Source organism: Gorillibacterium timonense (genome assembly GCF_001457415.1).
Lineage (GTDB): Bacteria > Bacillota > Bacilli > Paenibacillales > NBRC-103111 > Gorillibacterium > Gorillibacterium timonense.
On record NZ_LN881723.1, the window covers coordinates 1,068,432 to 1,091,375 of the forward strand.

The 22,944-nt window shown below is 55.9% G+C and carries 25 protein-coding genes; 4 read left to right on the plus strand and 21 right to left on the minus strand.

All coding sequences use genetic code 11. The features are described 5' to 3' along the window. Nucleotides 1–44: 44 nt before the first annotated feature. From BN2684_RS12470 to BN2684_RS12480, 3 genes are all read right to left on the minus strand, one after another. A complete protein-coding gene (locus tag BN2684_RS12470) occupies nucleotides 45–1,637 on the minus strand; it encodes a peptide chain release factor 3 (protein WP_058302579.1) in 1,593 nt (530 codons plus the stop codon). 102 nt (nucleotides 1,638–1,739) lie between these two features. Next, nucleotides 1,740–2,573: an endonuclease/exonuclease/phosphatase family protein gene (locus BN2684_RS12475; RefSeq protein WP_058302449.1), complete on the minus strand. Its 834-nt coding sequence runs from the start codon at nucleotides 2,571–2,573 to the stop codon at nucleotides 1,740–1,742. Between the two features lie 5 nt (nucleotides 2,574–2,578). Next, nucleotides 2,579–3,337: a VIT1/CCC1 transporter family protein gene (locus tag BN2684_RS12480; protein WP_234340226.1), complete on the minus strand. Its 759-nt coding sequence runs from the start codon at nucleotides 3,335–3,337 to the stop codon at nucleotides 2,579–2,581. 503 nt (nucleotides 3,338–3,840) lie between these two features. Here BN2684_RS12480 and BN2684_RS12485 point away from each other — a divergent pair. Next, the gene (locus BN2684_RS12485) at nucleotides 3,841–4,782 is read left to right on the plus strand and encodes a DMT family transporter (protein WP_058302450.1); all 942 of its coding nucleotides are present in this window, start codon (nucleotides 3,841–3,843) and stop codon (nucleotides 4,780–4,782) included. A 193-nt stretch (nucleotides 4,783–4,975) separates the two neighbouring features. On the opposite strand, the gene BN2684_RS12490 is transcribed toward BN2684_RS12485, so the two are convergent. The 4 genes from BN2684_RS12490 to BN2684_RS12505 form a co-directional block, all read right to left on the minus strand. Continuing rightward, on the minus strand, nucleotides 4,976–5,602 hold the full coding sequence (locus BN2684_RS12490; RefSeq protein WP_058302451.1) for a cyclase family protein: 627 nt from the start codon (nucleotides 5,600–5,602) through the stop codon (nucleotides 4,976–4,978). Nucleotides 5,603–5,646: 44 nt separating this feature from the next. After that, nucleotides 5,647–7,203: a glucose-6-phosphate dehydrogenase gene (zwf, locus tag BN2684_RS12495; protein ID WP_058302581.1), complete on the minus strand. Its 1,557-nt coding sequence runs from the start codon at nucleotides 7,201–7,203 to the stop codon at nucleotides 5,647–5,649. 117 nt (nucleotides 7,204–7,320) lie between these two features. After that, entirely contained in the window at nucleotides 7,321–7,932 is a 612-nt protein-coding gene (locus BN2684_RS12500; protein WP_058302452.1) for a phosphatase PAP2 family protein, read from the minus strand. Beyond that, nucleotides 7,929–9,128, minus strand: coding sequence for an FUSC family protein (locus tag BN2684_RS12505; protein ID WP_058302453.1), 1,200 nt, complete (start codon nucleotides 9,126–9,128; stop codon nucleotides 7,929–7,931). The genes BN2684_RS12500 and BN2684_RS12505 overlap by 4 nt, the downstream gene beginning before the upstream one ends. 156 nt (nucleotides 9,129–9,284) lie before the next feature. Between BN2684_RS12505 and BN2684_RS12510 the strand changes: the two genes are divergently transcribed. Next, on the plus strand, nucleotides 9,285–9,596 hold the full coding sequence (locus tag BN2684_RS12510; RefSeq protein ID WP_058302454.1) for an autorepressor SdpR family transcription factor: 312 nt from the start codon (nucleotides 9,285–9,287) through the stop codon (nucleotides 9,594–9,596). Continuing rightward, nucleotides 9,593–10,240 carry an SdpI family protein gene (locus BN2684_RS12515; protein ID WP_058302455.1) on the plus strand — a complete coding sequence of 216 codons (648 nt, stop codon included), beginning with the start codon at nucleotides 9,593–9,595 and terminating at the stop codon, nucleotides 10,238–10,240. The genes BN2684_RS12510 and BN2684_RS12515 overlap by 4 nt, the downstream gene beginning before the upstream one ends. 144 nt (nucleotides 10,241–10,384) lie before the next feature. On the opposite strand, the gene BN2684_RS12520 is transcribed toward BN2684_RS12515, so the two are convergent. From BN2684_RS12520 to BN2684_RS12570, 11 genes are all read right to left on the minus strand, one after another. Then, a complete protein-coding gene (locus tag BN2684_RS12520) occupies nucleotides 10,385–11,053 on the minus strand; it encodes a response regulator (protein WP_262360922.1) in 669 nt (222 codons plus the stop codon). Next, nucleotides 11,040–12,104 (minus strand): HAMP domain-containing sensor histidine kinase, encoded by a 1,065-nt coding sequence (locus BN2684_RS12525; protein WP_058302456.1) that lies wholly within the window; start codon nucleotides 12,102–12,104, stop codon nucleotides 11,040–11,042. Before BN2684_RS12525 ends, BN2684_RS12520 begins: the two co-directional genes overlap by 14 nt. 29 nt (nucleotides 12,105–12,133) lie before the next feature. Further along, nucleotides 12,134–12,796: a cell wall-active antibiotics response protein LiaF gene (gene liaF / locus BN2684_RS12530; protein ID WP_058302457.1), complete on the minus strand. Its 663-nt coding sequence runs from the start codon at nucleotides 12,794–12,796 to the stop codon at nucleotides 12,134–12,136. A gap of 174 nt (nucleotides 12,797–12,970) precedes the next feature. Beyond that, nucleotides 12,971–13,675: a PspA/IM30 family protein gene (locus BN2684_RS12535; RefSeq protein ID WP_058302458.1), complete on the minus strand. Its 705-nt coding sequence runs from the start codon at nucleotides 13,673–13,675 to the stop codon at nucleotides 12,971–12,973. Nucleotides 13,676–13,677: 2 nt separating this feature from the next. Beyond that, complete coding sequence (locus BN2684_RS12540; RefSeq protein WP_058302459.1) at nucleotides 13,678–14,163, minus strand: PspC domain-containing protein; 486 nt, start codon at nucleotides 14,161–14,163, stop codon at nucleotides 13,678–13,680. Between the two features lie 39 nt (nucleotides 14,164–14,202). Next, the gene (locus BN2684_RS12545) at nucleotides 14,203–15,003 is read right to left on the minus strand and encodes a PspA/IM30 family protein (RefSeq protein WP_082651917.1); all 801 of its coding nucleotides are present in this window, start codon (nucleotides 15,001–15,003) and stop codon (nucleotides 14,203–14,205) included. A 24-nt stretch (nucleotides 15,004–15,027) separates the two neighbouring features. After that, nucleotides 15,028–15,327, minus strand: coding sequence for a LiaF transmembrane domain-containing protein (locus BN2684_RS12550; RefSeq protein WP_058302460.1), 300 nt, complete (start codon nucleotides 15,325–15,327; stop codon nucleotides 15,028–15,030). A 386-nt stretch (nucleotides 15,328–15,713) separates the two neighbouring features. Then, nucleotides 15,714–16,250, minus strand: a complete 537-nt coding sequence (locus BN2684_RS12555; protein WP_058302461.1) for a DUF2812 domain-containing protein — start codon at nucleotides 16,248–16,250, stop codon at nucleotides 15,714–15,716. Continuing rightward, a complete protein-coding gene (locus BN2684_RS12560) occupies nucleotides 16,247–16,795 on the minus strand; it encodes a DUF2812 domain-containing protein (protein WP_058302462.1) in 549 nt (182 codons plus the stop codon). The genes BN2684_RS12555 and BN2684_RS12560 overlap by 4 nt, the downstream gene beginning before the upstream one ends. Next, nucleotides 16,792–17,139 carry a PadR family transcriptional regulator gene (locus BN2684_RS12565; protein WP_058302463.1) on the minus strand — a complete coding sequence of 116 codons (348 nt, stop codon included), beginning with the start codon at nucleotides 17,137–17,139 and terminating at the stop codon, nucleotides 16,792–16,794. Before BN2684_RS12565 ends, BN2684_RS12560 begins: the two co-directional genes overlap by 4 nt. Before the next feature lie 176 nt (nucleotides 17,140–17,315). After that, the gene (locus BN2684_RS12570; RefSeq protein WP_058302464.1) at nucleotides 17,316–18,458 is read right to left on the minus strand and encodes a GIY-YIG nuclease family protein; all 1,143 of its coding nucleotides are present in this window, start codon (nucleotides 18,456–18,458) and stop codon (nucleotides 17,316–17,318) included. A gap of 221 nt (nucleotides 18,459–18,679) precedes the next feature. Here BN2684_RS12570 and BN2684_RS12575 point away from each other — a divergent pair, with 221 nt between their 5' ends. Further along, nucleotides 18,680–19,177, plus strand: a complete 498-nt coding sequence (locus tag BN2684_RS12575) for a zinc ribbon domain-containing protein (protein ID WP_058302465.1) — start codon at nucleotides 18,680–18,682, stop codon at nucleotides 19,175–19,177. A 158-nt stretch (nucleotides 19,178–19,335) separates the two neighbouring features. On the opposite strand, the gene BN2684_RS12580 is transcribed toward BN2684_RS12575, so the two are convergent. The 3 genes from BN2684_RS12580 to BN2684_RS12590 all read right to left on the minus strand — a co-directional run bounded on the left by BN2684_RS12580 (nucleotide 19,336) and on the right by BN2684_RS12590 (nucleotide 22,902). After that, nucleotides 19,336–20,160 (minus strand): aldo/keto reductase, encoded by an 825-nt coding sequence (locus BN2684_RS12580; protein WP_058302466.1) that lies wholly within the window; start codon nucleotides 20,158–20,160, stop codon nucleotides 19,336–19,338. A 131-nt stretch (nucleotides 20,161–20,291) separates the two neighbouring features. After that, nucleotides 20,292–21,296: a cation diffusion facilitator family transporter gene (locus BN2684_RS12585; protein WP_058302467.1), complete on the minus strand. Its 1,005-nt coding sequence runs from the start codon at nucleotides 21,294–21,296 to the stop codon at nucleotides 20,292–20,294. A gap of 250 nt (nucleotides 21,297–21,546) precedes the next feature. After that, nucleotides 21,547–22,902: a sodium-dependent transporter gene (locus tag BN2684_RS12590; protein ID WP_058302468.1), complete on the minus strand. Its 1,356-nt coding sequence runs from the start codon at nucleotides 22,900–22,902 to the stop codon at nucleotides 21,547–21,549. Nucleotides 22,903–22,944 lie beyond the last annotated feature (42 nt).

Below are 22,944 nucleotides of genomic sequence, written 5' to 3' on the forward strand. Positions count from 1 at the left end.
CGATCACTGATTTAAGAGGATTTTATCGCTGCAGAAGCTGTTGATTAAGGCGCTGTCTCCAAGAATTTCACATTGGGAAGCTTCTCCATCGCCGTCCGAAGCGCATATTCGTTCTCGAACAAGGCGACGAGATTGTCCTTCTTATCTTTCACCAACGTGGAATTGACCCGGAACTTCGCCGGGTCGATATCGTCTCCAACCAGCCAGCGGGCAAACTGATAAGTCATTCGTTGAAGCTGGACCTCGACGCCGTATTCGCCTCTCATCCGGTACTCGAACACTTCAAATTGAAGCTGTCCGACTACGCCGAGGATGGTGTCGTCGAAGCTGACGGTGCGGAATACCTGAATCGTCCCTTCCTCCGTCAGTTGCTCGATCCCCTTTTGGTATTGCTTGTGCTTGAGGGCGTTCTTCACCGTCACCTTGCTGAACAGCTCAGGCGAGAAGGTCGGCAGCTCATTGAAATGAATATCGCCGAGCTGGCTCAGTGTATCGCCGATGCGGAAGATGCCTGGATCGAACAGCCCGATGATATCGCCTGGATAGGCGTATTCAACGATGTCGCGGTCTTGGGCGAGGAACTGCTGCGGCTGCGACAGCTTGATGTCTTTGCCCGCACGAATATGCTTCACAGTCATGCCGCGCTCGAACTTGCCGGAGACGATGCGCAGGAAGGCGATCCGGTCGCGGTGCGCCGGGTTCATATTAGCCTGGATCTTGAAGATGTAGCCGCTGAAGCCCTCCGCTAGCGGGTCGATCGAGCCGTCACCTTCAATACCGCGCGGAGCAGGAGTCGGAGCGAGCTCCAAGAAGTTCTCGAGGAAGGTCTGCACCCCGAAATTGTTGATGGCGCTGCCGAAGAAGACCGGAGTAAGCTCGCCGCGGTTGACGCGTTCCTGATCGAACGGGTCGCCGGCCACATCAAGCAGCTCCAGGTCCTCGCAGAGCTTGCCGTACAGGTATTCGCCGGCGATTTCCTTTACCAGCGAGTCCTCATAACCTTCGACCTGCCGCACCTCGACGTTCACATGCTCGCCGCCGCCGCCCTGGAACAGCTCCAGGCGCGTCTTCGCGCGGTCATAGACGCCGCAGAACTGCTTGCCGGAGCCGATCGGCCAGTTCATTGGATGGGAACGGATGCCGAGCACCTCTTCCAGCTCCTCCAAGAGCTCGAAGGGATCGCGGCCTTCGCGGTCCATCTTGTTGATGAAGGTGAAGATCGGGATGCCGCGTTTGCTGCACACCTGGAACAGCTTCTTGGTCTGAGCCTCGACACCCTTGGCGGAGTCGATGATCATGACCGCGCAGTCCGCAGCCGTAAGCGTCCGGTACGTGTCTTCACTGAAGTCTTGGTGACCCGGGGTATCGAGGATGTTGACCCGGCAGCCGTTATAATCGAATTGCAGCACGCTGGAGGTAACAGAGATCCCTCTCTGCTTCTCGATCTCCATCCAGTCGGAGGTGGCGTGGCGGCTGGCCTTTCGCCCCTTGACCGTTCCGGCTTCCCGGATCGCTCCCCCGAACAGGAGCAGCTTCTCGGTCAATGTCGTTTTCCCCGCATCCGGGTGGGAGATGATGGCGAAGGTGCGCCGCTTGGCAACCTCTTGGAGCATTTCTTTATTGGAAGAACTCGTCATTTCATCGTAAATCCTTTCGCTCGGAAAATTCACACCCGTTTATTATACCTTGTTCGTTCTCCGCTTCCAACCCGGCTTTTCACATCGAACCCGAAAGTTGCCTCATCCCGTAAAACGAAAATCGCACAGCAGAGGAAAATGATCGGACGGATAGACCCCTTCCCGATTGTCCCCAAGGATTCCGTGACGCAGCACCTGAACGTCTCCGCGGTAAAAAAGATGATCGATGGTTCGAAACATGCGATTGTTCTCCTGCATAAGCCGGTGAGCGTCTGTCCCATAAAGCTCCATGTTAAAACGATGGTACGAAAAAGGCATACCGGTACAGACCACCTGTTCCGCGCGGGAGGAATCTAGAAATCCCGAAGACAAAATCTCCTGATAAGCAGGCGTCTGCTCGGATGAGTTAAAGTCTCCGCAAAACAAAGTGGCGCAAGGGGGCACCTTGGCCGAAAGCTCCTGCTGCAGGGTACTCACGCTGTTTCGATTGGCGGTTATCCCGACATGATCGTAGTGCGTGTTCGCGAGGACAAAGGGGCGCTCCATTGATTCGTGCTGCAGCAGCTTCCAAACAGCCGTGCGAGGGCATTTCGCATCCCAACCGATGCTTCCGGCAAGGTGTGGAGTCTCCGACAGCCAAAAATGGCCCCGGTCCAGCTCCCGAAACATCCCTTTTCGGTGAAAAATCGGGACTTGTTCCCCGTCCGCTCGTCCGTCATTTCGTCCGACTCCAAACCCTTCATAGTCCGGGAGTTCCTCCGCCAAAAACAGCTTTTGATGCTCGAGCGCTTCCTGGATGCAGATCAGATCAGGATTGTGCGCTTTGATCAGATCCACGATTTGACGCTTCCTGCACTCCCAGGAATAAGGCGCATCCGTTCTTCGATCCACGAGAATATTGAAGGAAAGCAATCTCATGACAGGGGAAAGACTCATCTTCTTTACCCTCCGATCAGCTTCGCGATGAAGAAGGCAACCGCAGCTGCCGCTCCCCCCACAAGCGTGGTAGAGATGGCGCTTTTAAGGGCATGCGTTCCCATGAACTTGCCCTTGCCGAATCCGAAGACGAATAGCGCAATGAGGGTCAGGATGATGGACAGCGTGAGCGCGGTCCTCATCTCGTCAATCAGGATGTAGGGCGACAGCGGAATCAAGCCGCCGACCACATACGACAGCCCGATGGTAATCGAGCTGTTGCGGGCGCGCTTCGGTTCCGGCTTTTCAAGCCCCAGCTCGTGACGCATCATGAATTCAGTCCAGCGGTCCGGGTCCGAGCAGATCGCGTCAGTCGCCCGCTCCAGCACCTCGTCCTGAAGGCCCCACGACCGGAAGACGTCCTCTACTTCTTGACGCTCGCGGGCGGGCAGATGATCGATCTCCCACCGTTCGCGCGCTTCTTCGGAGATATAGTGCTCCTCCTCCGTCTTGGCTGCGAGGAAGCCGCCAAGTCCCATGGCAATGCAGCCAGCCGCTATTTCGGCGAGCCCCGCCACCACGACTGTCCACGTATGCGACAGCGCTCCGGACAAACCCGCCGCCAGAGCGAAGGGGACGGTCAATCCATCCGACATGCCGATGACGATATCGCGGACCATGTCTGAAGCCGTGAAATGCTCCTCCTTGTGCTCATGCGTGCTATGTGAGACCCTAAATTCCTCACGACTTTCCGAATCGGGCATTTCTTGCCGGTGTTCCTCCATCCTTATTCCTCCCTCTATATCTAGTACGCTGTCAACCTAAATCATGTGGATACGAAGCGGCGTCAATCGGTATGAGAAGGGGTGCGATAAACACCGTTTTTGAGTTGACAGAGTACTAGGTATCCGGATTGTTTGGGTCAACACAAGTTCAGCCTTAACCCAGAGTGCACCCTTCTGGCGGCACTGTCAAGAGTCCGCCTGCATCGTGCGGCGAAACCGTTAGATAATCTGGACAGCAGGCCGAAGCATTCGTTTCATCCAAGCTTCCAGACTCCGAATAACACCGAAGCTTATTCATTGTTTCGGAGTTCACAGTAAAAGCCGATTCGATCCCCAACTGGTGCAGATTTGATTCTGCAATTTCTCTTCTCTTTCCGGGAGACGTGCCTTATAATTTGGTGAGCCTATATGCGCTTATGCGAGGCTAACAGACGCGCGAAGGGGTCTGCCGGCGCGGTAGCGCCATCAGATGCGCCATCATTCATAGCTTCGGGAGGCATGTCGTGAACAAAAACGTCTACACAAATGGAAAATTCGTGGCTGCCGTGGCTACGTTATGCTGCTTGCTGTGGGGAAGCGCCTTTCCCTCAGTCAAGCTTGGGCTGGATTGGTTTCAGATCGGATTGGAGGACATCCCCTCCAAATTTGTCTTCGCCGGCTACCGCTTTATGCTTGCAGGGGCCGTCCTTTTGGCGGCAGCCAAGGTGCTCGGAATCCGAATTCTGCGTCTTGCGCCGAAGGATTGGGCCGGCTTAACCGCTCTCGGGCTTTTTCAGACAGGGGTGCAGTATTTGTTTTTCTATATCGGAGTAGCGCACACGACCGGGGTAAAAGGCTCGATCATGAATGCGACCACGACCTTTTTCAGCGTGCTGCTGGCGCATTTCCTCTACAAGAACGACCGGCTAACCCCGAATAAGGTCGGCGGCTGTCTGCTCGGCTTTCTCGGCGTTGTCCTGGTTAATTTCCACACGGATCTGCTCGATTTCTCGTTCCGTCTGAATGGCGAAGGCTTTATAATCATCGCAGCCCTCGTCTTTTCGATAGCGGCCCTCTATAGCAAGAGACTAGCCGGTCGCATCGATGTCATCGTCATCACTGGCTACAGCCTTTTGATCGGCGGGGTTGCACTTACGGTGACGGGTCTGCTCGGCGGCGGGCGAGTGACTCATTTTACCTTGAGTTCCGCCGCACTGCTTCTGTATCTGGCGCTGCTATCCTCAGTTGCCTTTTGCCTGTGGAATCTGCTGCTGAAATACAACAAGGTTGGGCAGGTATCCGTCTACAACTTCCTCATTCCCGTTTTCGGCTCCCTGCTGTCCGCCCTCTTTCTTGGCGAAACAATCCTGGAGATGAAGAATCTCATCGCCCTTCTGCTTGTCTGCGGGGGTATAGCCCTGGTCTATCGGAAAAGCCGCGGCCGAAAAGCAATACCTGCCAAATGAACTGCGAGTACGCCTTCAACGAACAGCCTTGGTTTCTGAACCTAGTCTTTCCACCTAGTCCCATACCAATCGACACCGATCGTATCCGCACGATTAAGGCAGGAAGCACACGATTGGTATCGAATAAAAGCCATGAAAAAAAAGGTCGAGTGAAGGAAATCCCTCCTTCTGCTCGACCTTTGCTAATTTGCTCTTATCCGTTTCCGAGCAAAAACGCCCGGGCCGGAGCCGCATCGATACCGGTCAGCTTCAGCGGCGCAATGACCATGAAATAGCTGCCGCCGGGTACATCCTTCAACCGTAAGCCTTCCACGACTTGAATGCGGTTCGCCAGAAGAGACCGATGCGTTCCGTAATGGGGCTGAGCGCGTTCAATGCCGAGTCCGTCGGTTCCTACGCCCTTCACGCCGATTTCGCTCAAATAAACGGCTCCATCCTCTTTCAGATAGATGAACTCGAAATCGAATTCCTCGGAGAGGGAGTTGCGCGTCTTGAACAGCAGCCATTCGCCCGCCTGAATGCCAAACGGCTCCAAGTCCGCCTTGGTGATTCCGTCCGTCACAGCGGTCAGATCCAGCACACGAGCCGGACCGACCAGCGATTCCAGCGGAATCGACTCAATGGTTTCTCCGCCGGCAATCATATGCAGCGGAGCGTCGATATGCGTACCCGTGTGGGCATCGAGCGCGATCCTCGTCTCATGGGCTTTTCCCGTCACATGATCCGACATCGTCGTGAACACCGGACGCTTCTCGTCCTTGTTCTTGTAGACCTGCATATCCGGTTTGATCGTCATCGATATATCGTAAAAGGTAAACATATTCGCTCCTCCTGTCTCTCGTTGATTCATCCGCTTTTCTCCGCTCACGTCGGAGAAGCCGCTACCCAAACGACGTCGCTTTCTTCTTGCCCGCTTACCGGCCACCAGTGGAAGCCGTCCTTCGCCAACAGCTGCTCCGCATCCACCGGACCCCATGTTCCAGCCGGATACGGCTGCAGGTCGCCAAAGCCTTGGCCCCAAGCGCCGGCAATGCTGTCGACAAACTGCCAGGCGAGCGCCACCTCGTCCCAACGGGTGAAGTGGGTGGAATCCCCCCGCGCCGCATCATAGATCAGTCGCTCATAGGCTTCCGGCGTGTTGATGCCGACCTGGCAGCTTTGGCAGAAATCCATCGCGATCGGGATGACGGTTCCCTCCGAGCCCGGCTGCATGGCGTTGATCTTCAGGTAGATGCCCTCCAGCGGCGAGACGCGGAAGACGAGAAGATTCGGCTTCAGCTCCTGGCTTTTGGCCAGGTAGACGTTGTCGGGGATCTTCTTGAACTCCACCACCACTTCCGTGGTCTTCGCTGGCAGCCGTTTCCCGGTCCGGACATAGAAGGGAACCCCTGCCCAACGGAAATTGTCCACGAACAATTTGGCGGCAAAATACGTCTCCGTCATCGAGTCCGGGCTAACCTTGTCCTCTTCGCGATACGCCTTCTTCGCTGCGCCTTTCATCGTTCCTTCCGCGTACTGCCCGCGCACAGCGCGTTCCGCCACCTCTTCAGGACCCGCGAAGCCGCGCAGGGAGCGCAGTACCTTGACCTTCTCATCGCGAATATCTTCCGGCAGCAGCCTTCCGGGCGCTTCCATTGCGATCATGGTCACCATCTGCAGCATATGGTTTTGCCCCATGTCGCGCAGAGCTCCCGAGTGGTCGTAATAACCGCCGCGGTCCTCAACGCCTACTGTCTCGCTGAGCGTAATCTGAATGTTGGCGATGTGCTTGTTGTTCCACACCGGCTCGAACATGGCGTTTGCGAAGCGGATTACATTGATGTTCTGCACCATTTCCTTGCCGAGGTAATGGTCGATCCGGAAAATTTCTTCCTCGTGGAAAACGTGACGGATCTCCTCGGTAAGTTTGGTCGCCGACGGCAGGTCGAAGCCGAACGGCTTCTCGATGATAAGTCGGTGATAGCCGGTACTATCCAGCAGCCCACCGGTTTGAAGGTTGCGGGCGACACTTCCAAACAGATTCGGCGCGAGCGCCAGGTAAAACAGCCGGTTGCCGGCAATCTGAAACTTGGCTTCCATCTCCGCCGTCAGCTCGTTCAACCGGCTGTAGCCGGCCGTGTCGTTCGTATCCAGGGAGAGATATTCGAAATGCTCGGCAAACCGTCTCCATTCCGGATCGGTCTCTTCCGCCTTATATCGTGCGAACTCGTGAATCGAGTGGTGGACATCCCGACGAAACTCATCCTGCGTCTTCGGACGACGAGCAACCCCGATAACGGCGAACTTGTCCGACAGCTTGCCCTCGCGGTGCAGGCTGTAGATGGCGGGGAAAAGCTTGCGGCTGGCAAGATCCCCGGTCGCGCCGAACAATATAAAGACAGCCCCATCGGACCGGACGGTTTCGTTCTTAACCTCGCTCATGATCATCATCCTTTGTATGTAAGTGTGAAAGGGTTCGTGCTCCTATTCAGTTTAGCACACGGAAACGGAGAGTGCCACGCGACCGGGGGGGAGTCCTAGAGGGCTCGCAAAGACAGCTCAGCCGCTTGAATCGAATCGCCTATAGAAAGCAATGGACAGCACGAGCCAAAAGCCGCCTGCGGCGTAGCCCGCCAGAATATCACTTAGGAAATGGACACCGAGGTAAATGCGGCTCCAGCCGACCAACACAACGAGAAGAACCGTGAGGAAAGGAATCATCCAGGCCAAGCTCCGGTTTCCCCGGAAGGCTCTCCACAACAGATAGCCAACCATTCCGTAAAAGGCCGCCGAGCTCATGGCATTACCGCTGGGAAAGCTGTACCCGTTCGCCTCCACCAAATGCCGGACCGTCGGCCGATCCCTTCGGTATAGCTCTTTGAGTCCCACATTCAACACCCAGACACCGCTCATATGGACGGTCAGCAGCAAAGACGGTCCAAACCGTCCTGCAACGAGGCGAAGACAGACCGCTGTTATCGCACAGACAAGCAGTTGAACGAGGAACTCGCCCGCGTTCGTTACCGACAGCGCCAAAGGGAGCCAGCTATCAAAAGCCGGGCTCTGGATCAACTCCCGTACGGCCGTATCCATAGGGGTCAGCCATCCCTGTCTCATGGTCATGCTGATCACGGCAAAGACCAGGAGACAGATGCCGGCCTTTTTCATCATTTCCACCATCTCCATACCTTAAGCGCCGGTCGGTCGGATGCTTCCTCTCCGTTCCGCAGATCATGAACGACGAGCTTATCCAGTCGGTTGATCTGAAACCCGTAATCGTAAACCGCCGCAGCCACTACCGCGAGCCTGAGACGGTTTGCCGATTCTTCAGAAGCACCGTGCAGCTCTTTTGCGTGCTCGCCACTAGCCGTTTCTTCCGGTTCCCTTCGAGCTTCCTTCCCGCTTGTCGGATCGGCTATCTCCCCAGCGTCTCTCTCTCGATCCTCATGAGCAGAGGCGGTCGTCGAGAGCTTGAGCATGTCCAAGAGGAAGATGCGGTTCGCTTCCTCGCTTGCAGCGTCCTCATCTGAATCCCGCTTTAGTTTGTTCTGGAACTTGAGCAGAATATGCTCATGCCGCTTAATCATCTGCTCCAAATGATGATCAAAGCGGGCATCCGTCCCCTTCGGCCGCTCCGATTGGAAATAATGCTCCTCGGCCACCTCCAGAATTTCTGCTCCCCGGTTCAGAACGGTCAGCATCTGCTTGTAGACGACGAGGCGCCGGGTTCCGCTATAGCTCGGCTTCCTCAGCTTTTTGTGTTCCTCCTCGAACAGATCGTATTTGTCGGACAGCCCTTTGATCAGCCCGCGCAGCTTCTTTTTCTCCTCTCGGTACACCGTCTCCTTGATTTCGTCGGAGATGAGCGTCCTCAGCAGGAGCGACAAGCGATCGAACACGCTCTCAATCTGCTCAAAGTATTGCTTTCGCGGATTCGGCGGCAAAAGCAGGAGATTAACAACGAACGCGCAGGCGATCCCGATGCAGCTGAGCAGGAATCGGTTTAGCGCAAAATCAAGCTGTCCCGCAGGGGCCTCCATGACCACGATCACGGTAACCAGCGTGAGTCCAAGGGTCTCCTCCATCTTCATCTTCAGGCAAAGCATGATGACCAGAATACAGACAAGACCGACCGCGATCGGGTCATTTCCGAAAAAATGCAGAGCGATCACCGCAAGTAGAGCGCCCAGTGTATTCGTCTGCAGCTGCTCCCAGAAATATCGCCAGGAACGGTAAATGGACGGCTGCATGGCAAAAACAGCGGCAATCGCCGCGATCACAGGCGGCGTTAAGCCAAACTGGGTGCTCGCGTATAAAGCCAAGGTTACCGCCACCCCAGTCTTCAGCACCCTCGCCCCGAATGTCATGAGAAACGCCTCCTTCCGGATTGGGATGGATTCTGTCCGTCAATTCCCCAATCCGCCTTCATTACCATTCTTCATAAATGTTGACAAAAAAGCAACCGAACGACTATTATATATTTAGATAATTATCTAAATATTGAAACGGAAGGGATTCAGAAGATGAACGAATCGTTCAAAGCACTCGCGGACCCTACCCGAAGGAAAATCATCGATCTGTTGAAGGAAAAAGACCGGACGGCTGGAGAACTCGCGGAATATTTTCAGATGTCAAAGCCGAGTTTGTCGCATCACTTGAACAGCCTCAAGCATGCGGGTCTCATTCAGGATGAGCGGGAAGGACAGTTCATTCGTTATACCTTAAACATGACGGTTCTGCAAGAGGTGCTTGGCTGGGTCTTATCCGTTACAGGAGCCGGCTCAGAAGACAAGAAGGCAGCCCCGAACAAGAAAAAGGAGGACCATCCATCATGAACAAGTTTGTTTGGAAGTGGCAGGACACGGTGATCGTGCTGCTCGGGCTCGGAGCGTTCATCTTTGCTCTCGTCAATTACAACCGCCTGCCCGACCAGCTCCCCATTCATTTCAGTACAGGAGGAGTTGACCGCTACGGCGACAAGCTGAGCAGCCTCGGCCTGCTCGTCTGCCTCGGCCTCTTCCTGCCGCTCGCCATGGGCGTTGCCCGGCACATCGATCCAAAGCGGAGCAATTACGCCAAGTTCGAGAACGCCTTCGCCATGCTCCGGCTCGTCATCGCCGTGCTGCTCGATCTCGTGCTCGTCGCGACCGTCCTGTACGGTCTTGGCTACTCGATCAATATGACGAACGCGGTGCTGGCGGGAGTCGGTGTTCTCCTCATCATCATGGGGAATTACATTCCTCAAATCAAGGATAATTACTTCATAGGAATCCGCACCCCCTGGACCTTGAACAGCCCGGAGGTATGGCGCAAGACCCATCGGCTCGGAGGCCGCCTGTGGGTGCTGGCCGGAATCCTGGTGGCGATCGGCACCTTCCTGCCAAGCCGCTGGAGCACCGCCATCATCCTCCTCTCGATGATTCCGCTCGTCGTCATTCCGACTTTTTACTCCTGGAGCATCTCACGCAAGCAAGAGTGACGCTTCCCACGCATCCCTGCGACCGCCTCGTTTCAGCAGGATAACCTACTAGCAAATCGAACGAAACGGGGCGTCCCGAGGCCAATGCTGGCCGGGGCGCCCCGTCTCGTTCTATGCAAGAAAAGGGCCTGCCGCCCCAGTCTCTTATTCCGCCAGTCCGTGCTTGATCGCGTAGATCGCCGCTTGGGTCCGATCCTCCACGCCGAGCTTGGCCAGAACGTTGGTGACGTGGAATTTCACCGTCTTGATACCGATGAACAATTCGTCCGCCACTTCCTGATTGGATTTGCCGCTCGCGATGAGCCGCAGCACCTCCATCTCCCGCTCCGTCAGCTCCTCATGAGGAGCCGCTTCCGCGCGCGGCTGCCGGAACCGGTTCATCATCTTCGACGCCACCTGCGCCTCGATGATCGGTCGGCCGCTTGCCGCCGCCCGGATCGCATCCGCAATCTCGGTAGCCCGAGATGTCTTGAGAAGATAGCTGAACGCTCCCGCTTCAATGACCGGATACATCTTCTCGTCATCCAGGTAGCTGGTCAGCACGATGACCTTGCAGTCCGGGCAGATGCCCATCACCCGCCGGGTCGTCTCAATACCGTCCATGCCGTCCATGACAAGGTCCATCAGGATGACGTCCGGCTTGTATTCCTGTGCTAAGCGAATTCCTTCCAGCCCGTTGCCCGCTTCTCCTACCACTTCGATGCCGTCCTCCGTGCTCAGCACGGCAGCGAGTCCGATGCGCACCATCTCATGATCATCCACCAGCAGAACCTTGATGGGACAATCCTGCTCATCACTATTATGATTGCCCAACGCTTTCTTCCTCCTTCGTCTCCAAGGTAAAGGGAATGCGGATTTCCATCCTCGTGCCCCGATCAGGAGCCGTTACGAGGTTGAGAGAGCCTCCCAGCTCGTTTACCCGCTCGCGGATCGACACCAGTCCATAAGAAGCGTGCTTAACTTCATCAAGCACGAAGCCGACTCCGTTATCGCGGATGAGCAAGCGTACACTGTCGCTTGCGACCAGGAGACGAATCTCCAGCCGGTTGGCCCGGGAATGCCGCAAGGCGTTGGATAGCGCTTCCTGCACGATGCGGAACAAATGATCCTCGATCCCCTTCTGCAGCTGCAGATCCTCATCCATCTCCAGCGCGATTTCAATCTGAACCTTCGCCTGCAGCTCGGTGATGAGGTCGCGCAGCCCCTGTGCCAGGCGCTTGCCCTCCAAATGAACCGGGCGCAGATGCAGAAGCAGCGCGCGCATCTCCGACTGCGCGACCGACGCCATCTCCTCAATCAAATGAATTTGCCGGGTCGCCTTGTCGATATCCTTGTCGATGATCCGTCCCACCGCCGTAGCCGTCATTGAGATCGCGAACAGCTGCTGGCTGACCGCATCATGCAGATCGCGCGCAAGCCGCTGCCGCTCTTCCATGATCGCCGAATAGCGGGCCTTCTCGGCAAGCTGAGCATTATTGTTCGACAAGCGCTGGAGCGAGGAGACCTGCTCCTCCCATTTCTTGCCGATCCGGTTCAACTGCTCGCCAAGCTCGCCGATCTCGTCCTCCCCAAGCGGTGGAACCGCGCGGGACAGGTTTCCTTTTTCCAGAGAGAGCATCACTTCGCTCAACTGCTCCAAACGGCGGGCCGTCCGGGCACCGCTCCAGAATCCGTACGAGATCGTGATCGCCGCAACGGTACCGACCAAGACCAGGCTGATGCGAATACCCTGCTCCCATGTTCGGCTCGTGTTCAAAAAACCATATGTATACAAAAAATAAATCAGGACGCCGCTGAGGAGAAACCCGATGAGCATCGATTCAGCCAACGTACGCCATACCATGCCGGTCAATCGTTTGTTCATGCGGTCCTCCTCCCTTCGCGTCCCTCATTTTACACAATTTTGATATTCACTTCTCCTACGAGATAAGAAGCCATGAGTTTCACTTTCGTCTCGGCGGTCTCATAGCCGGGGGATTGCCAGGAGATCTTGTTGCCGATGCCTTCGCGCTTCGTGCCTCCAACATTGAGCGATCCCGCCTGTACCGAGCCCTCTACCGACACCGCCATATCCTCCGGGATAATGATGTTCAAATTGCCGATCATTCCCTGCAGAACGACGGTCACTTCCTTTTCTTCCTGAAGAGCGAGCGAGAAGTCGAAGCGCATCTCCCCAACGGCATGCCAAATGCTCATATTGCGCAGCACCCAAGGCTCGCGGTCATAACGGATGCTGCCGATCAAGCTCTGCTTCTGGGTGAAATCTCCGTCCTGATGCAGCTCTTTCGACTTTTTGTAAAACAAGCCCAGCGAGATCAGTACAACGCCGATGATGAGGGCGAGCGGCCCTCCGGCTACGAAAAAAGCTCCCGCGATCACCAAAATATACCCCTTCTTGTCGCCGCCTCCGCTGCGCAGAACATGAACGCCATAGAGAATCAGCAGGAGTCCCATCAGATTCCAAAATCCGATGAACCGTTCCAATAAGATGAAGACCCCCGCCGCGATCAGGACGAGATACGTATTCTTTTGCCGATTATTCTTAGGCTCTTCCATCTCGCACCTCCTGCCGGGGGAATTCTCTGCCTACTTTACTGCCACGGAACAGCATATCACAAACGGGACAAACCGGAAAAGCTCTATTTCATTCGCCGGAAAGCCCCCGTACAAGAGATGCTCTTGATACGGGGGCAGACGGTGCCCGTTTGCTGCGATTTGATTATATCGATGTTATTCGTTAGCCGGTTGTTCAGCAGCCAGAGGATTCAGCTTATCCTTCAATTGCTGGAGCTGGGCGTCGATCTTTTCCTTCTTCACCGCGTCGGCTGCGCTGAAGGAAGCTGCCGTGGAAGGAACCGCCGTGTACGGCATGCGGGCTACTTCCGCCTGCACTTCCAGCTCGATGATCTTCTCTTCCATGCGGTGGAAGCCGCGGGAGGCGTTGCCCCCGCCGAGGGTCACTTGGTTGGTGACCGAAGCCATCTGCTTCTTGGCGTTCGCCAGTTGGGCGCGGGAGATCAGCTCATTGCGCTTGTTGCGCATTTTGTAGAACTCATCCTTCATTTCATGAAGCTGCTTGAGGATTTCGTCGGCTTGGCCTTTCGCTTGAGCGTGCAGGCCGGTATAGTCCGTTACCTTTTGCTCGTAGTACAGCTTTTCTTCAAGCGCTGCGCGGGCAGCGGCTTCCTGACCGTTCTTGATGGCGGCGAGGGCGGTGGCTTCGCGATCATTCGCGAGCTTCTCGGCTTCCTTCAATTGCTGTTGAAGCTTGCGCTCGCTGGCGATCTGCTTGGCAACGGTAACTTCCGCTTGAGCGATCTCTTCTTCCATGTCTCTCAGGTACTGATTCAGCATAACGATCGGATCTTCGACTTTGTCCAGAACTTCATTGATCGAGGCGCGCGTCATATCTTTGATTCGAGTAAATACTCCCATGGTTATACATCTCCCTTATCATTTTCATATTTGTCGAGCTTGGCTCGGAGTTCTTCGATTTCTTTCTGCAAAGCTTTCTTCTCGACTTCCTTCATCATCTCGTCCAACTGGTCTCGCTGCGGTGCAGCCTTCGGAGGCTCCGGCCGGCTTGCGGAGTTGAAGCTTCCAAAGGGGTTCCCTCCAGGGCTTCCGGCTTGACCGCCGTTGCCGCCGCCAAAACCACCGAATCCGCCGTTACCGCCTGCAAAGGGGGGGCGTTCCTGATACGAGCCTGCCGGAGGATAAGGCGGGTCGTACGGACCGGGCTCCTTCGGAATCACCGCACTGGCGATGATGTAGATGAGAATGACCGGAAAGCCCGTGGAGAAGATCGCGGTGATGATGACCACTACCCGAAGGAGCGTGGCGTCGATATTCAGCCATTCGGCGAGTCCGCCGCACAAGCCGCTGATCTTCTTGTCCCTGCGGGACCGGTATAGTTTGTTCATAGTTGATCCCAACCTTTCTCTCTCCGAGCTGACACGGCTTTACTTCTCAATCCGGTTCAGTTTGGCGAGTTTTTCTTCGAGCTTCTGCTCGAGCTTGACGCGATTTTCTTCCAAAGACTCTTCCAGCTTGGTGAGCTCACGGTTCAGCTTCTCTTCGAGCTTGCCGCCCTTCTCCTCCAGCTTGCCACCCAGCTTGTTCATCAGCCGGTTCATTTCCTCGTCCAGCCTGCTGCTGTTGGACCCATACGACCCGTAGGATTGGGTAGTGGAACGGCGAACCTCGTTCAAGGTGCGGGATTCGAGCTCCATATCGCTCAGGCGCTCATCGAGCCGCTGGAAGGCGCGGGGCGAAGGATTGGCTCCGCCGCCGGAGAAGCGTTCATTCATCCGACGCTGCAGCCGGAGCGATTCCATTCTTGCTTGGTAGTAGCTGCGGCGAGCGGCGATTTCATCGAAGTCGGCGCGCAGCTGGCGGATCTGATTCTCCAGGTCGGCCAGAGAGGCTCTTCCCTCTTCATACAAGGGGCCGTACTGGGCGCAAATTTCTTCCTGCTGAAGCTTCTCCTGCAGGGCGATGCGGGCAATTTCCTCTTCGCCCGCCTTCAGGGCGATGACCGCTTGCTCTTCGCGTTTTTGCTTGAGGGAAAGGGCCGTCAGGTACTGATTGCGGACCGCGCCGACGTGATTCGCACATTCGCTGTGCAGTCGTTCCGTTTCTCGAATCTGTTCCCGCAGGGAGGCGAGATACCCGTCGATCAGGCGGACGGGATCTTCCGATTGTTCCAACCGGTCGTTCAACGTCGCCACCGTAATATCCCTCATCCGATTCCAGACGCTCATGGTCTCAACTCCATCTTTATCGAATTAGTAGCTACTATTTTTTTTGGTCAGTACCGAGATCCCGTAAGCGATCAACAGAATCGCAACGATCCAGCCGATCAGGGGAGTCAGCTTCCCGATCAAGATGATCGCGCCGAGGAACACGAGAAATCCGCCGATCAGCTTCTTGCCATTGCGAATGCCGAGATATCCGAAGCCGATCAGGGCGATCGGAACGAGCAGGCCCATAAACCATCCGAGTACCGGCCCGAGCTTGCCGAAGAGAATCAAGGCGCCGCAGGCGATCAGGATAAGCGCGAATGTGTTCTTGCTTTGGAGTTTCATTTCGTTTCACCGCCTTTCGTTGGTATGACGTTTTGTTTATGTCTTTATTCTAGGTTATAACGGGTTTAGCCAAAACGGACCCGCGGCGGTATTTGGACTGGACCTTGGTCGGGGCATAGCCTAAGACCTCGTCCGGGGCAGGTTGATCGACCGAAAGAAGACCGAAAGAAGAATAGACGAAGAGCGGATGCAACACAACACACGGACGATTACCGCTGGCGGAGCATCCTGCGAATTGCGGGGTCCGATATGAAGCATTTTCCTGGACTCGAAACGAAATTCAATAAATAAGAGCTGTCCCCATGCAGGTGAAAACCTGCATGGGGACAGCCCCATCGAGGGACGGCCGTTCGCCGTCCTCGTTTCCTTGTTCCGAATGAAGATGATTAGTCCTTGACCGGCTTCAATCTGTAACCAGCATATAACAGGAGGATACCCAGCGTGGAGTTCAGGCCGATCAGAAAGCCGCGTATGGAGTCGTAGCGCTCCGACCCCACGGTCATGCTGAGGGCGAAATTCAGAGCTAGACAAGCGATATTGAACCAGCCGATTGTGAGGAACAGCACCCGGATTCGCTTCAGGAAGGCGGTTCGTGAGGGCAAATCGGTGTACAGCTCACCGATCTGTCCTTCCACAAAAGGTCTGCGGAAGATATGCCACCATAATTGGCTGTCCGTGTATTCCCAGCCGCCGTCCTCATAGAGGGTAATATACTCCCGGAACGCCTTCTTCCTCCCGATCATGAAGGATTGCAGATCATACCGGTATTCATAGCGTTTGCTCGGATCTCGGCGGAACCGGCAGCGGAAGATGCCCTTTTTGTCAAAATGAAGCCCTTCAGCCGATTGCTCGGTCAGCCATTTCTCTGCCTCTTGAAATCCCAGCGTCCATTTCATTGCTTTAAATTCCGTTTGCGAGCTCATTGAACCTGCCCTCCTTGAAGCTTCGCTTTGCGTGCGGCAAACGAGAGGGCGATCCCGGCTCCCAGGCTTAAGGCGACTGCGGTCCCGGTTATCAAGGAGCGGGTGAGCGAAGCATCGCTCCGCAATAGAAGATTCAGAGTTACGCCGAAGCTGACCAGATTGGTAAACGCGAGTGTCTGGAACGAGCTGTGCATCCGGGCGAAATAGCCGGAGCGGGACTCCTTGTCGGTATACAGCTCAGGATGTTTCCCGGCTTCATACGGGCGACGGAAGACATACCAGCAGAAGCGGCTGTCCACATATTCCCATCCTTTAGCTTCGAGAGAAGCGCGATAGTCCGCGAAGGCTTCTTTGGAAGAGAACGACCGGCTCTGGTAATCATGCCGGTACTCATACCGTTCGGCCATGCTTTTGACGCAGCGCTTACTGAACCAGCCGTTTTTCACCATATGGAACCCTTTTTGCGAAAGCTCAGAGAGATTGTCGTCCATCTGTTGGACATTCCAGACAAGCTTCATCGGTTTGAATACGGTTTGCTTTTTCATTGGGCATGGCCTCCTTGAAGGTAGTGGTGTCCATGTTGGACCAGTTCTTCCATCCGTTTCATCTCCGCCTCGGCCACTTGGCTTCCAAGCGGGGTCGTGGCATACAGCTTGCGGCGGGAATCCGCCGGATCCGTTTCGTTCGTATTCTCAATCAGCTTCTTGGCCGTGAGCGTATTCAGGGCGGTATAAAGCGTGCCTGGGCCGATCTTCAGCCGCCCATCCGTTAACCTCTCGACTTCCTGCATCATCCCGTACCCGTGCGCCGGGCCTGGCTGGAGTACGAGAAGGATGTAGTAGAACGCTTCGGTCAAGGGAAGCATCTCTTCGACCGTATTCTTTTTCATCGGGGTTCATCCTTTCTCAAGAGCGGCTTTTATAGCGGGTGTCGTTGTATCGTCGTTAATTGTATCGAGAGTCGATGTATTTGATGTCTCTATATTATCACCCGATATATCGACTGTCAATATATATAAGCCAAAAAAAGCATTCCGCCGTCAAAGCGGCGAAATGCTTGATTCATCTAGAGCTCTCCATTATCGGCAGCCTCTCCGGTTGCAGCGGCTGCAGCTGCTGCGGCGCGGAATTCGTAGTTTTGCCGGCACAGCTCCAGAAGCCGCAGCTTGTCCCCTCTCCTCGGAACCGTGAGCGTCACCGGCTCGGCTCCCCTCGTCCGCAGAGCTTGCTTCAGCTTAGGGAGATCTCTAGCCTCGCTCAGGATCAGCTCCTGGGGCCCCTGTTCGCGATACCGATCGGTCAAAAAACGCTCGGCAGCGCTCTGCTCCCCGCCGATCTGCAGAGGTTCAAAGAACATGCCGCGAATCATGCCTTCCTTCAGGCTTATGATCATGACATGCTTCTCCCCGAAGTACAGTACATCCTGATCGATGGAGCTATCCCGGTCGACGACCTGCTTGACCAGCAGCTTTTCCAGGGAAGCGATCTGCCGGCGGAGTCCTTCCGCCCGTTCGAATTCGAGCCGTTCGGCATGCTCCAGCATCATCCGCTTCAATTCGGCGATCAGCTCGTTTTCCTTGTTGGCGAGAAGCTGCTCCGCTTGAGCGATCCGCTCCATGTACTCCTCGCGGGTCACCATCCCTTCGCAGATGCCGCAGCATTTCCCCAAGTGATAATACAAGCAAACCCGCTTCGGCATCCTCTGGCAGCTGCGCAGCCCGTAATGTTCGTTTACGAATTCCAGGAGAGCATTGCGAAATTTGCCGTTCGGATAAGGACCGAACATTCGCGAGCCGTTTAAACCGGAACCGGGACCGGAGCCGGCAGCGGCCAACTTCCCCGGAAGATCCCTCCGAACCCGGAAATGAAGGTCGAGCCGAGGAATCCGTTCCTTGGTCACCTTCAGGTAGGCGTACCCGCTGTTGTCCTTTTTGAGCGCGCGGTTGTACTTAGGTCTGTGCAGCTTGATGAGATTATTTTCGAGAAACAGGCTCTCGGCTTCGTTGTGCACGAGAACCACTTCAATAGAAGCGACCTCCGCCACCAGATCGCGGGTTCGCTCCAGCTTGGGCGTGCCGCGGAAATACGAGCTGAGTCGGTTGCGCAGATGCTTCGCTTTGCCCACATAGATGATCGTACCGGATGCATCCTTCATGAGGTAACAGCCCGGAGCTGTCGGATAATCGCGGGGTTGATAATGAAAAGCCATGAGGAATGCACACCCTTCGTGCTGTCGTGTCTCATTTCAGAGTAAGAGTTTATGCTGGTCGCGACTCCACTCGCGTAGGATTTCTTTTCCGGAACATCCGTTCGTCCAGATTATCTTACCTTACGGGAATGGGCTTGGACAAGGCGAAACGAAACCCAACTGGAACTTTTTCCAATCTGAGCAGTATATATACCATCTCAATCATTCGGGAGGAACGTTCCATGAAAAGCATCAAACCCGGCCGAGGCCCGTCCGCTATGGGAGCTCTCGGCAGCATCATCGCCGTCATATTCGGGATTTTCTGGACGATCATTGCGTTCAGCATAACCCGAGGAGTTCCGGGAATAATCGGCTTGATCTTTCCCTTGTTCGGAATTCTGTTCATCGTGACCGGCATCGTGCAAACGGTGTTTCACTTCAAAAATGCGACCGGCCGCAACCGGATGTCCTACTTCGACATCGTGGACAGCAGCCGCGAACCCGATCCTCTGGACGACTTTGTTAACAGGCCATTCGGCAGCTCTACGCAATCCAATCGGTTTGGCGACGATTCCACGCGCTTCGAGTCGAGGAACGCAGGCACGCCAGAAGCTTCTCGGGAGTCCGGAACAACCGCCTCGACGGGTAAGCGAAAATATCAGGGCGAATATTGCCCATTCTGCGGCGGTAAGCTGGAGGAGGAGTTTCTCTTCTGCCCCCACTGCGGCAAGGAGATTTAGAACGGCGGAGCGACTCAGCCGAATCCACCGATAACCGCCTATGCGAGAATACGATCCTATTCCTCAAAGGCTCTATCACAGAAGCAGCCTCTCCTTCACTCATTCCGATGAAGGGGAGGCTGCTTTGTGTATCAATAGGCCGAAATCGTCTCGTTCGCTTAGAAATTGAAGTTGTCCGGATCCGCACCAAAGCGTTTGTTTTCGTTCAGAGCATCAATTTTGGCCATGTCCTCCGCCGTAAGCTCGAAGTCGAACAAATCCGCATTTTCCTTGATCCGCGAAGGGGTGACGGATTTGGGAATCACGATGATGTTGTGCTGCAGATGCCAACGAAGGATGACCTGCGCCGCGGACTTCCCATAACGGCCCGCCAGCTCGGTGAGTACCGGATGGCCCAGATTGCCCTGCATCAGAGGGCTCCAGGCTTCGACGTAGATGTTCTTGCTGTCGCAGTAGCTTCGCAGCTCCGCCTGGTTCAAGAGGGGATGCAGCTCCACTTGATCGACAGCCGGTACCACCTTAGCGTCTGCCAGAAGATCTTCCAGATGATGCGGGTGGAAGTTGCTCACGCCAATCGCTTTCGCCCGACCTTCCGCGTACAGCTTTTCGAGTGCGCGCCATGTTTCTTTGTATTTGCCTTTGACCGGCCAGTGGATGAGGTATAGATCGACATAATCCAAACCCAGCTTGCTTAAGCTCGCGTCAAACGCGGCCAGAGTGGTGTCATACCCCTGCTCGCTGTTCCACACCTTGGTGGTGATAAAGAGCTCTTCGCGGGGAACGCCACATTCGCGGATGGCTTGTCCGACTCCTTCTTCATTGCCGTAGACGGCAGCGGTGTCGATGCTGCGGTATCCTGCGGCAATCGCGGCCTTGACCGCTTCGACAACCTCGGAGCCTTCCTTTGCTTTCCAGACGCCCAGTCCAAACTGCGGCATTTGAACGCCGTTGTTCAGCGTAACGGTAGATGCAACGTTCTTCATCGTGTCTCTCTCCTTTTATGTAAGTCTCCTACTTTAAGATAGCATATTTCACCCGCAAATCAAAAAAGCCGACAGCTTAGCCATCGGCATACCTTCAAAGGCCGCAATCCTCCGCTCGTTCCACTCCTCCGTCACCCTGATAAACGTTCGCGAAGCGATCCCGATTCGGGACAGCACCGGTCGAGCGCTTCATGGGTATGGAACTCGGGGCCGGTTTCCTCCACCGGATCCACATGAACATACACGCTTCCCACATGCTCGATCTCATGCAGCAGCTCATGATTGACTTCCTGGGCGATCCGATGCGCGTCGCGCACCGTCAATTCCGTATCGACGGAAATGCTGAGCTCCATCTTGATCTCATGCCCGCTCCAGCGGGCTTTGACCTCGCTGACCGCGCGCACACCGGGAATTCGCCCGGCCGTCTGCGTGATCCGCTCGACGGTCTCCGGCTCGATGCCGTCGAGCATCCGCGTAAACACAAGCTTAGCGGTATCCTTGGCGATGAACAGAATCATCACCGTGATGCCGAGACCGACGATGGGGTCTAGAATCGGATAACCCAGCCAGGAGCCCGCCACTCCCGCGATGACGGCAAGCGAGGTAATGCCGTCCATGCGAGCATGCTGACCGTCCGCCACGAGCGCGGCGCTGCCCAGCTTCCGCCCCATGCGGATGCGATAGCCCGCGACGATCTCATTGCCGATAAAGCCGATGAGTGCGGCGGCGGCGGTCACGCCCAGATGAGTTTGCTCAGCCGGATGCGCCAGCCGCTGGATGGATTGATACCCGGCTACTCCCGCGCTGGCGAGAATGACCGCAACGATGAAGAGGCCGGCCAGATCCTCCGTGCGGCCGAGCCCGTACGTGAACCGCTTCGAAGGCGGGCGCTTGCAGAGGACAAACGCGATCCAGAGCGGAATTGAGGTGAGCGCATCGCCGAAGTTGTGGATCGTGTCCGCGAGAAGCGCGACGCTGCCCGAATACACGCAGATGACCGCTTGCACAGCGGCGGTAACCAGCATGCCGGCCAGTGAGATCAGCAGCACGCGGGTGGCCTGACGGCTGTAGGCTTCCGTAACCGCCGCTTGCTCCATTCCCTTCGTCTTGTCCCGGATGTTCTCTTCGTCAGCCATTCTCCTACCATCCTTTCCTTATACCGATACTTAACACTTACCGGAAGCGGATATGCAGGTCGAATAAGGCGATCGTGTGAAACCGCTATCAGCCGATGAACGCTGTCTATCTGGCCAAACCCGCTGGTACGCTTCACCCCTGATCGGGTGGAGATGCTTTCGTGTCAATTGGTATTGGAAAAGGTGCAGCAACCGTGGCTATGAGTTGAAGGCGTACTGCTAACAGGTTATGCCAAAGCAGCGGAGGAGGTTAAAAACGAAGGAGCCCCGCCGAGTACAAGAAGATCAACACGATGACAACCGGCGCCAGATAGCGGAGAAGCCACCGCCATACCCGGCTCCAGAAGGGAGTGAGCTCCGCTTCCTGCGAGGACGTCTTCCAGACGTACCCGGCAAAAAGCGTAACCAGCAGCCCGCCGAACGGAAGCAGCAGGTTGGAAGCCGTATAATCCAGCCAGTCGAACACCGTCCGGCCCAGCCAGACGTAGCCCTTCCACGGTCCTTCCGCCGACAGTGCCGCGGGAACCCCGAGAAGCACGCACACGGCCGTTATGGCGACAGACGCTTTCGTGCGCGTCCACTTCCATTTTTCCATGGCGAAGGCTACCGGAACCTCCAGCATCGATACCGCCGAGGTGAGCGCGGCAATGGCGAGAAGCACGAAGAAGATACCACCGAGAACGGCGCCGAATGGCATGGCGTGAAAAGCGGCGGGAAGCACGATGAACACGAGTCCCGGTCCTTGCTGGGATTCCAGCCCGTAGGTGAACGAGGTTGGGAAGATGATCAGCCCGCAGATGAGCGCATACACCAGGTCTCCGCCGACCACGGCGAGGGATGCCGACTTCAAGGACTGCCGCTTGTTCACGTAGGAGCCGTAGGTGACCATCGTTCCCATCCCGAGCGACAGGGAGAAGAAGGCATGTCCGAGCGCGAGAAGCCCTGCCTCGGGAGTCAGCTTGGAGAAGTCCGGCTTGAGAAAGTAATCGATGCCCGCCTTGGCACCGGACAAGGTAAGCGCATTGACCATCAGCACGAGGAGAGCGACGACCATGGCGGGAATGAGCACTTTGTTGAATTTTTCGATCCCGCCGGAGATCCCCTTCGCCACCACCCAGCAAGTGATGGCCATCGCGATGATCTCCCAGAAGACCGGCCAGTAACCGGAACCGGTAAACGACTGGAAGGAAGCGGCGTAATCCGATTGCCGATTCAAGAAACCGGTGAAAGACCGCACGGAATAGTGCAAGGTCCAGCCCGTTACCACTCCGTAAAAGGACATGATGAGCAGCGAACCGAGCACGGAGATCAGGCCGAACAGCCCCCACGCCTTCTTGCCGGAAAGCTTCTGGAAGGAAGACGCCGCGTTCCCCCGCCCTCCGCGTCCGATCGCCAGCTCCGCCAGCAGAACGGGGAGCCCGATCAGCAGCAGGCAGAGGGTGAACAGCAGGAAAAACGCGGCTCCGCCGTTTTGACTCGTCAAATAGGGGAACCGCCAAATATTCCCGAGGCCGACTGAGCTGCCGACCGCCGAAATGATGAAGCCGCTTTTGCTGAATCCATCCGTAGGCTCTGCCTGCGGAAGGTTTTTGGTTTGCTGTGACAAAAGAACACCTCAATCAAGTAGTAAGAATGCAGATGATGCCTG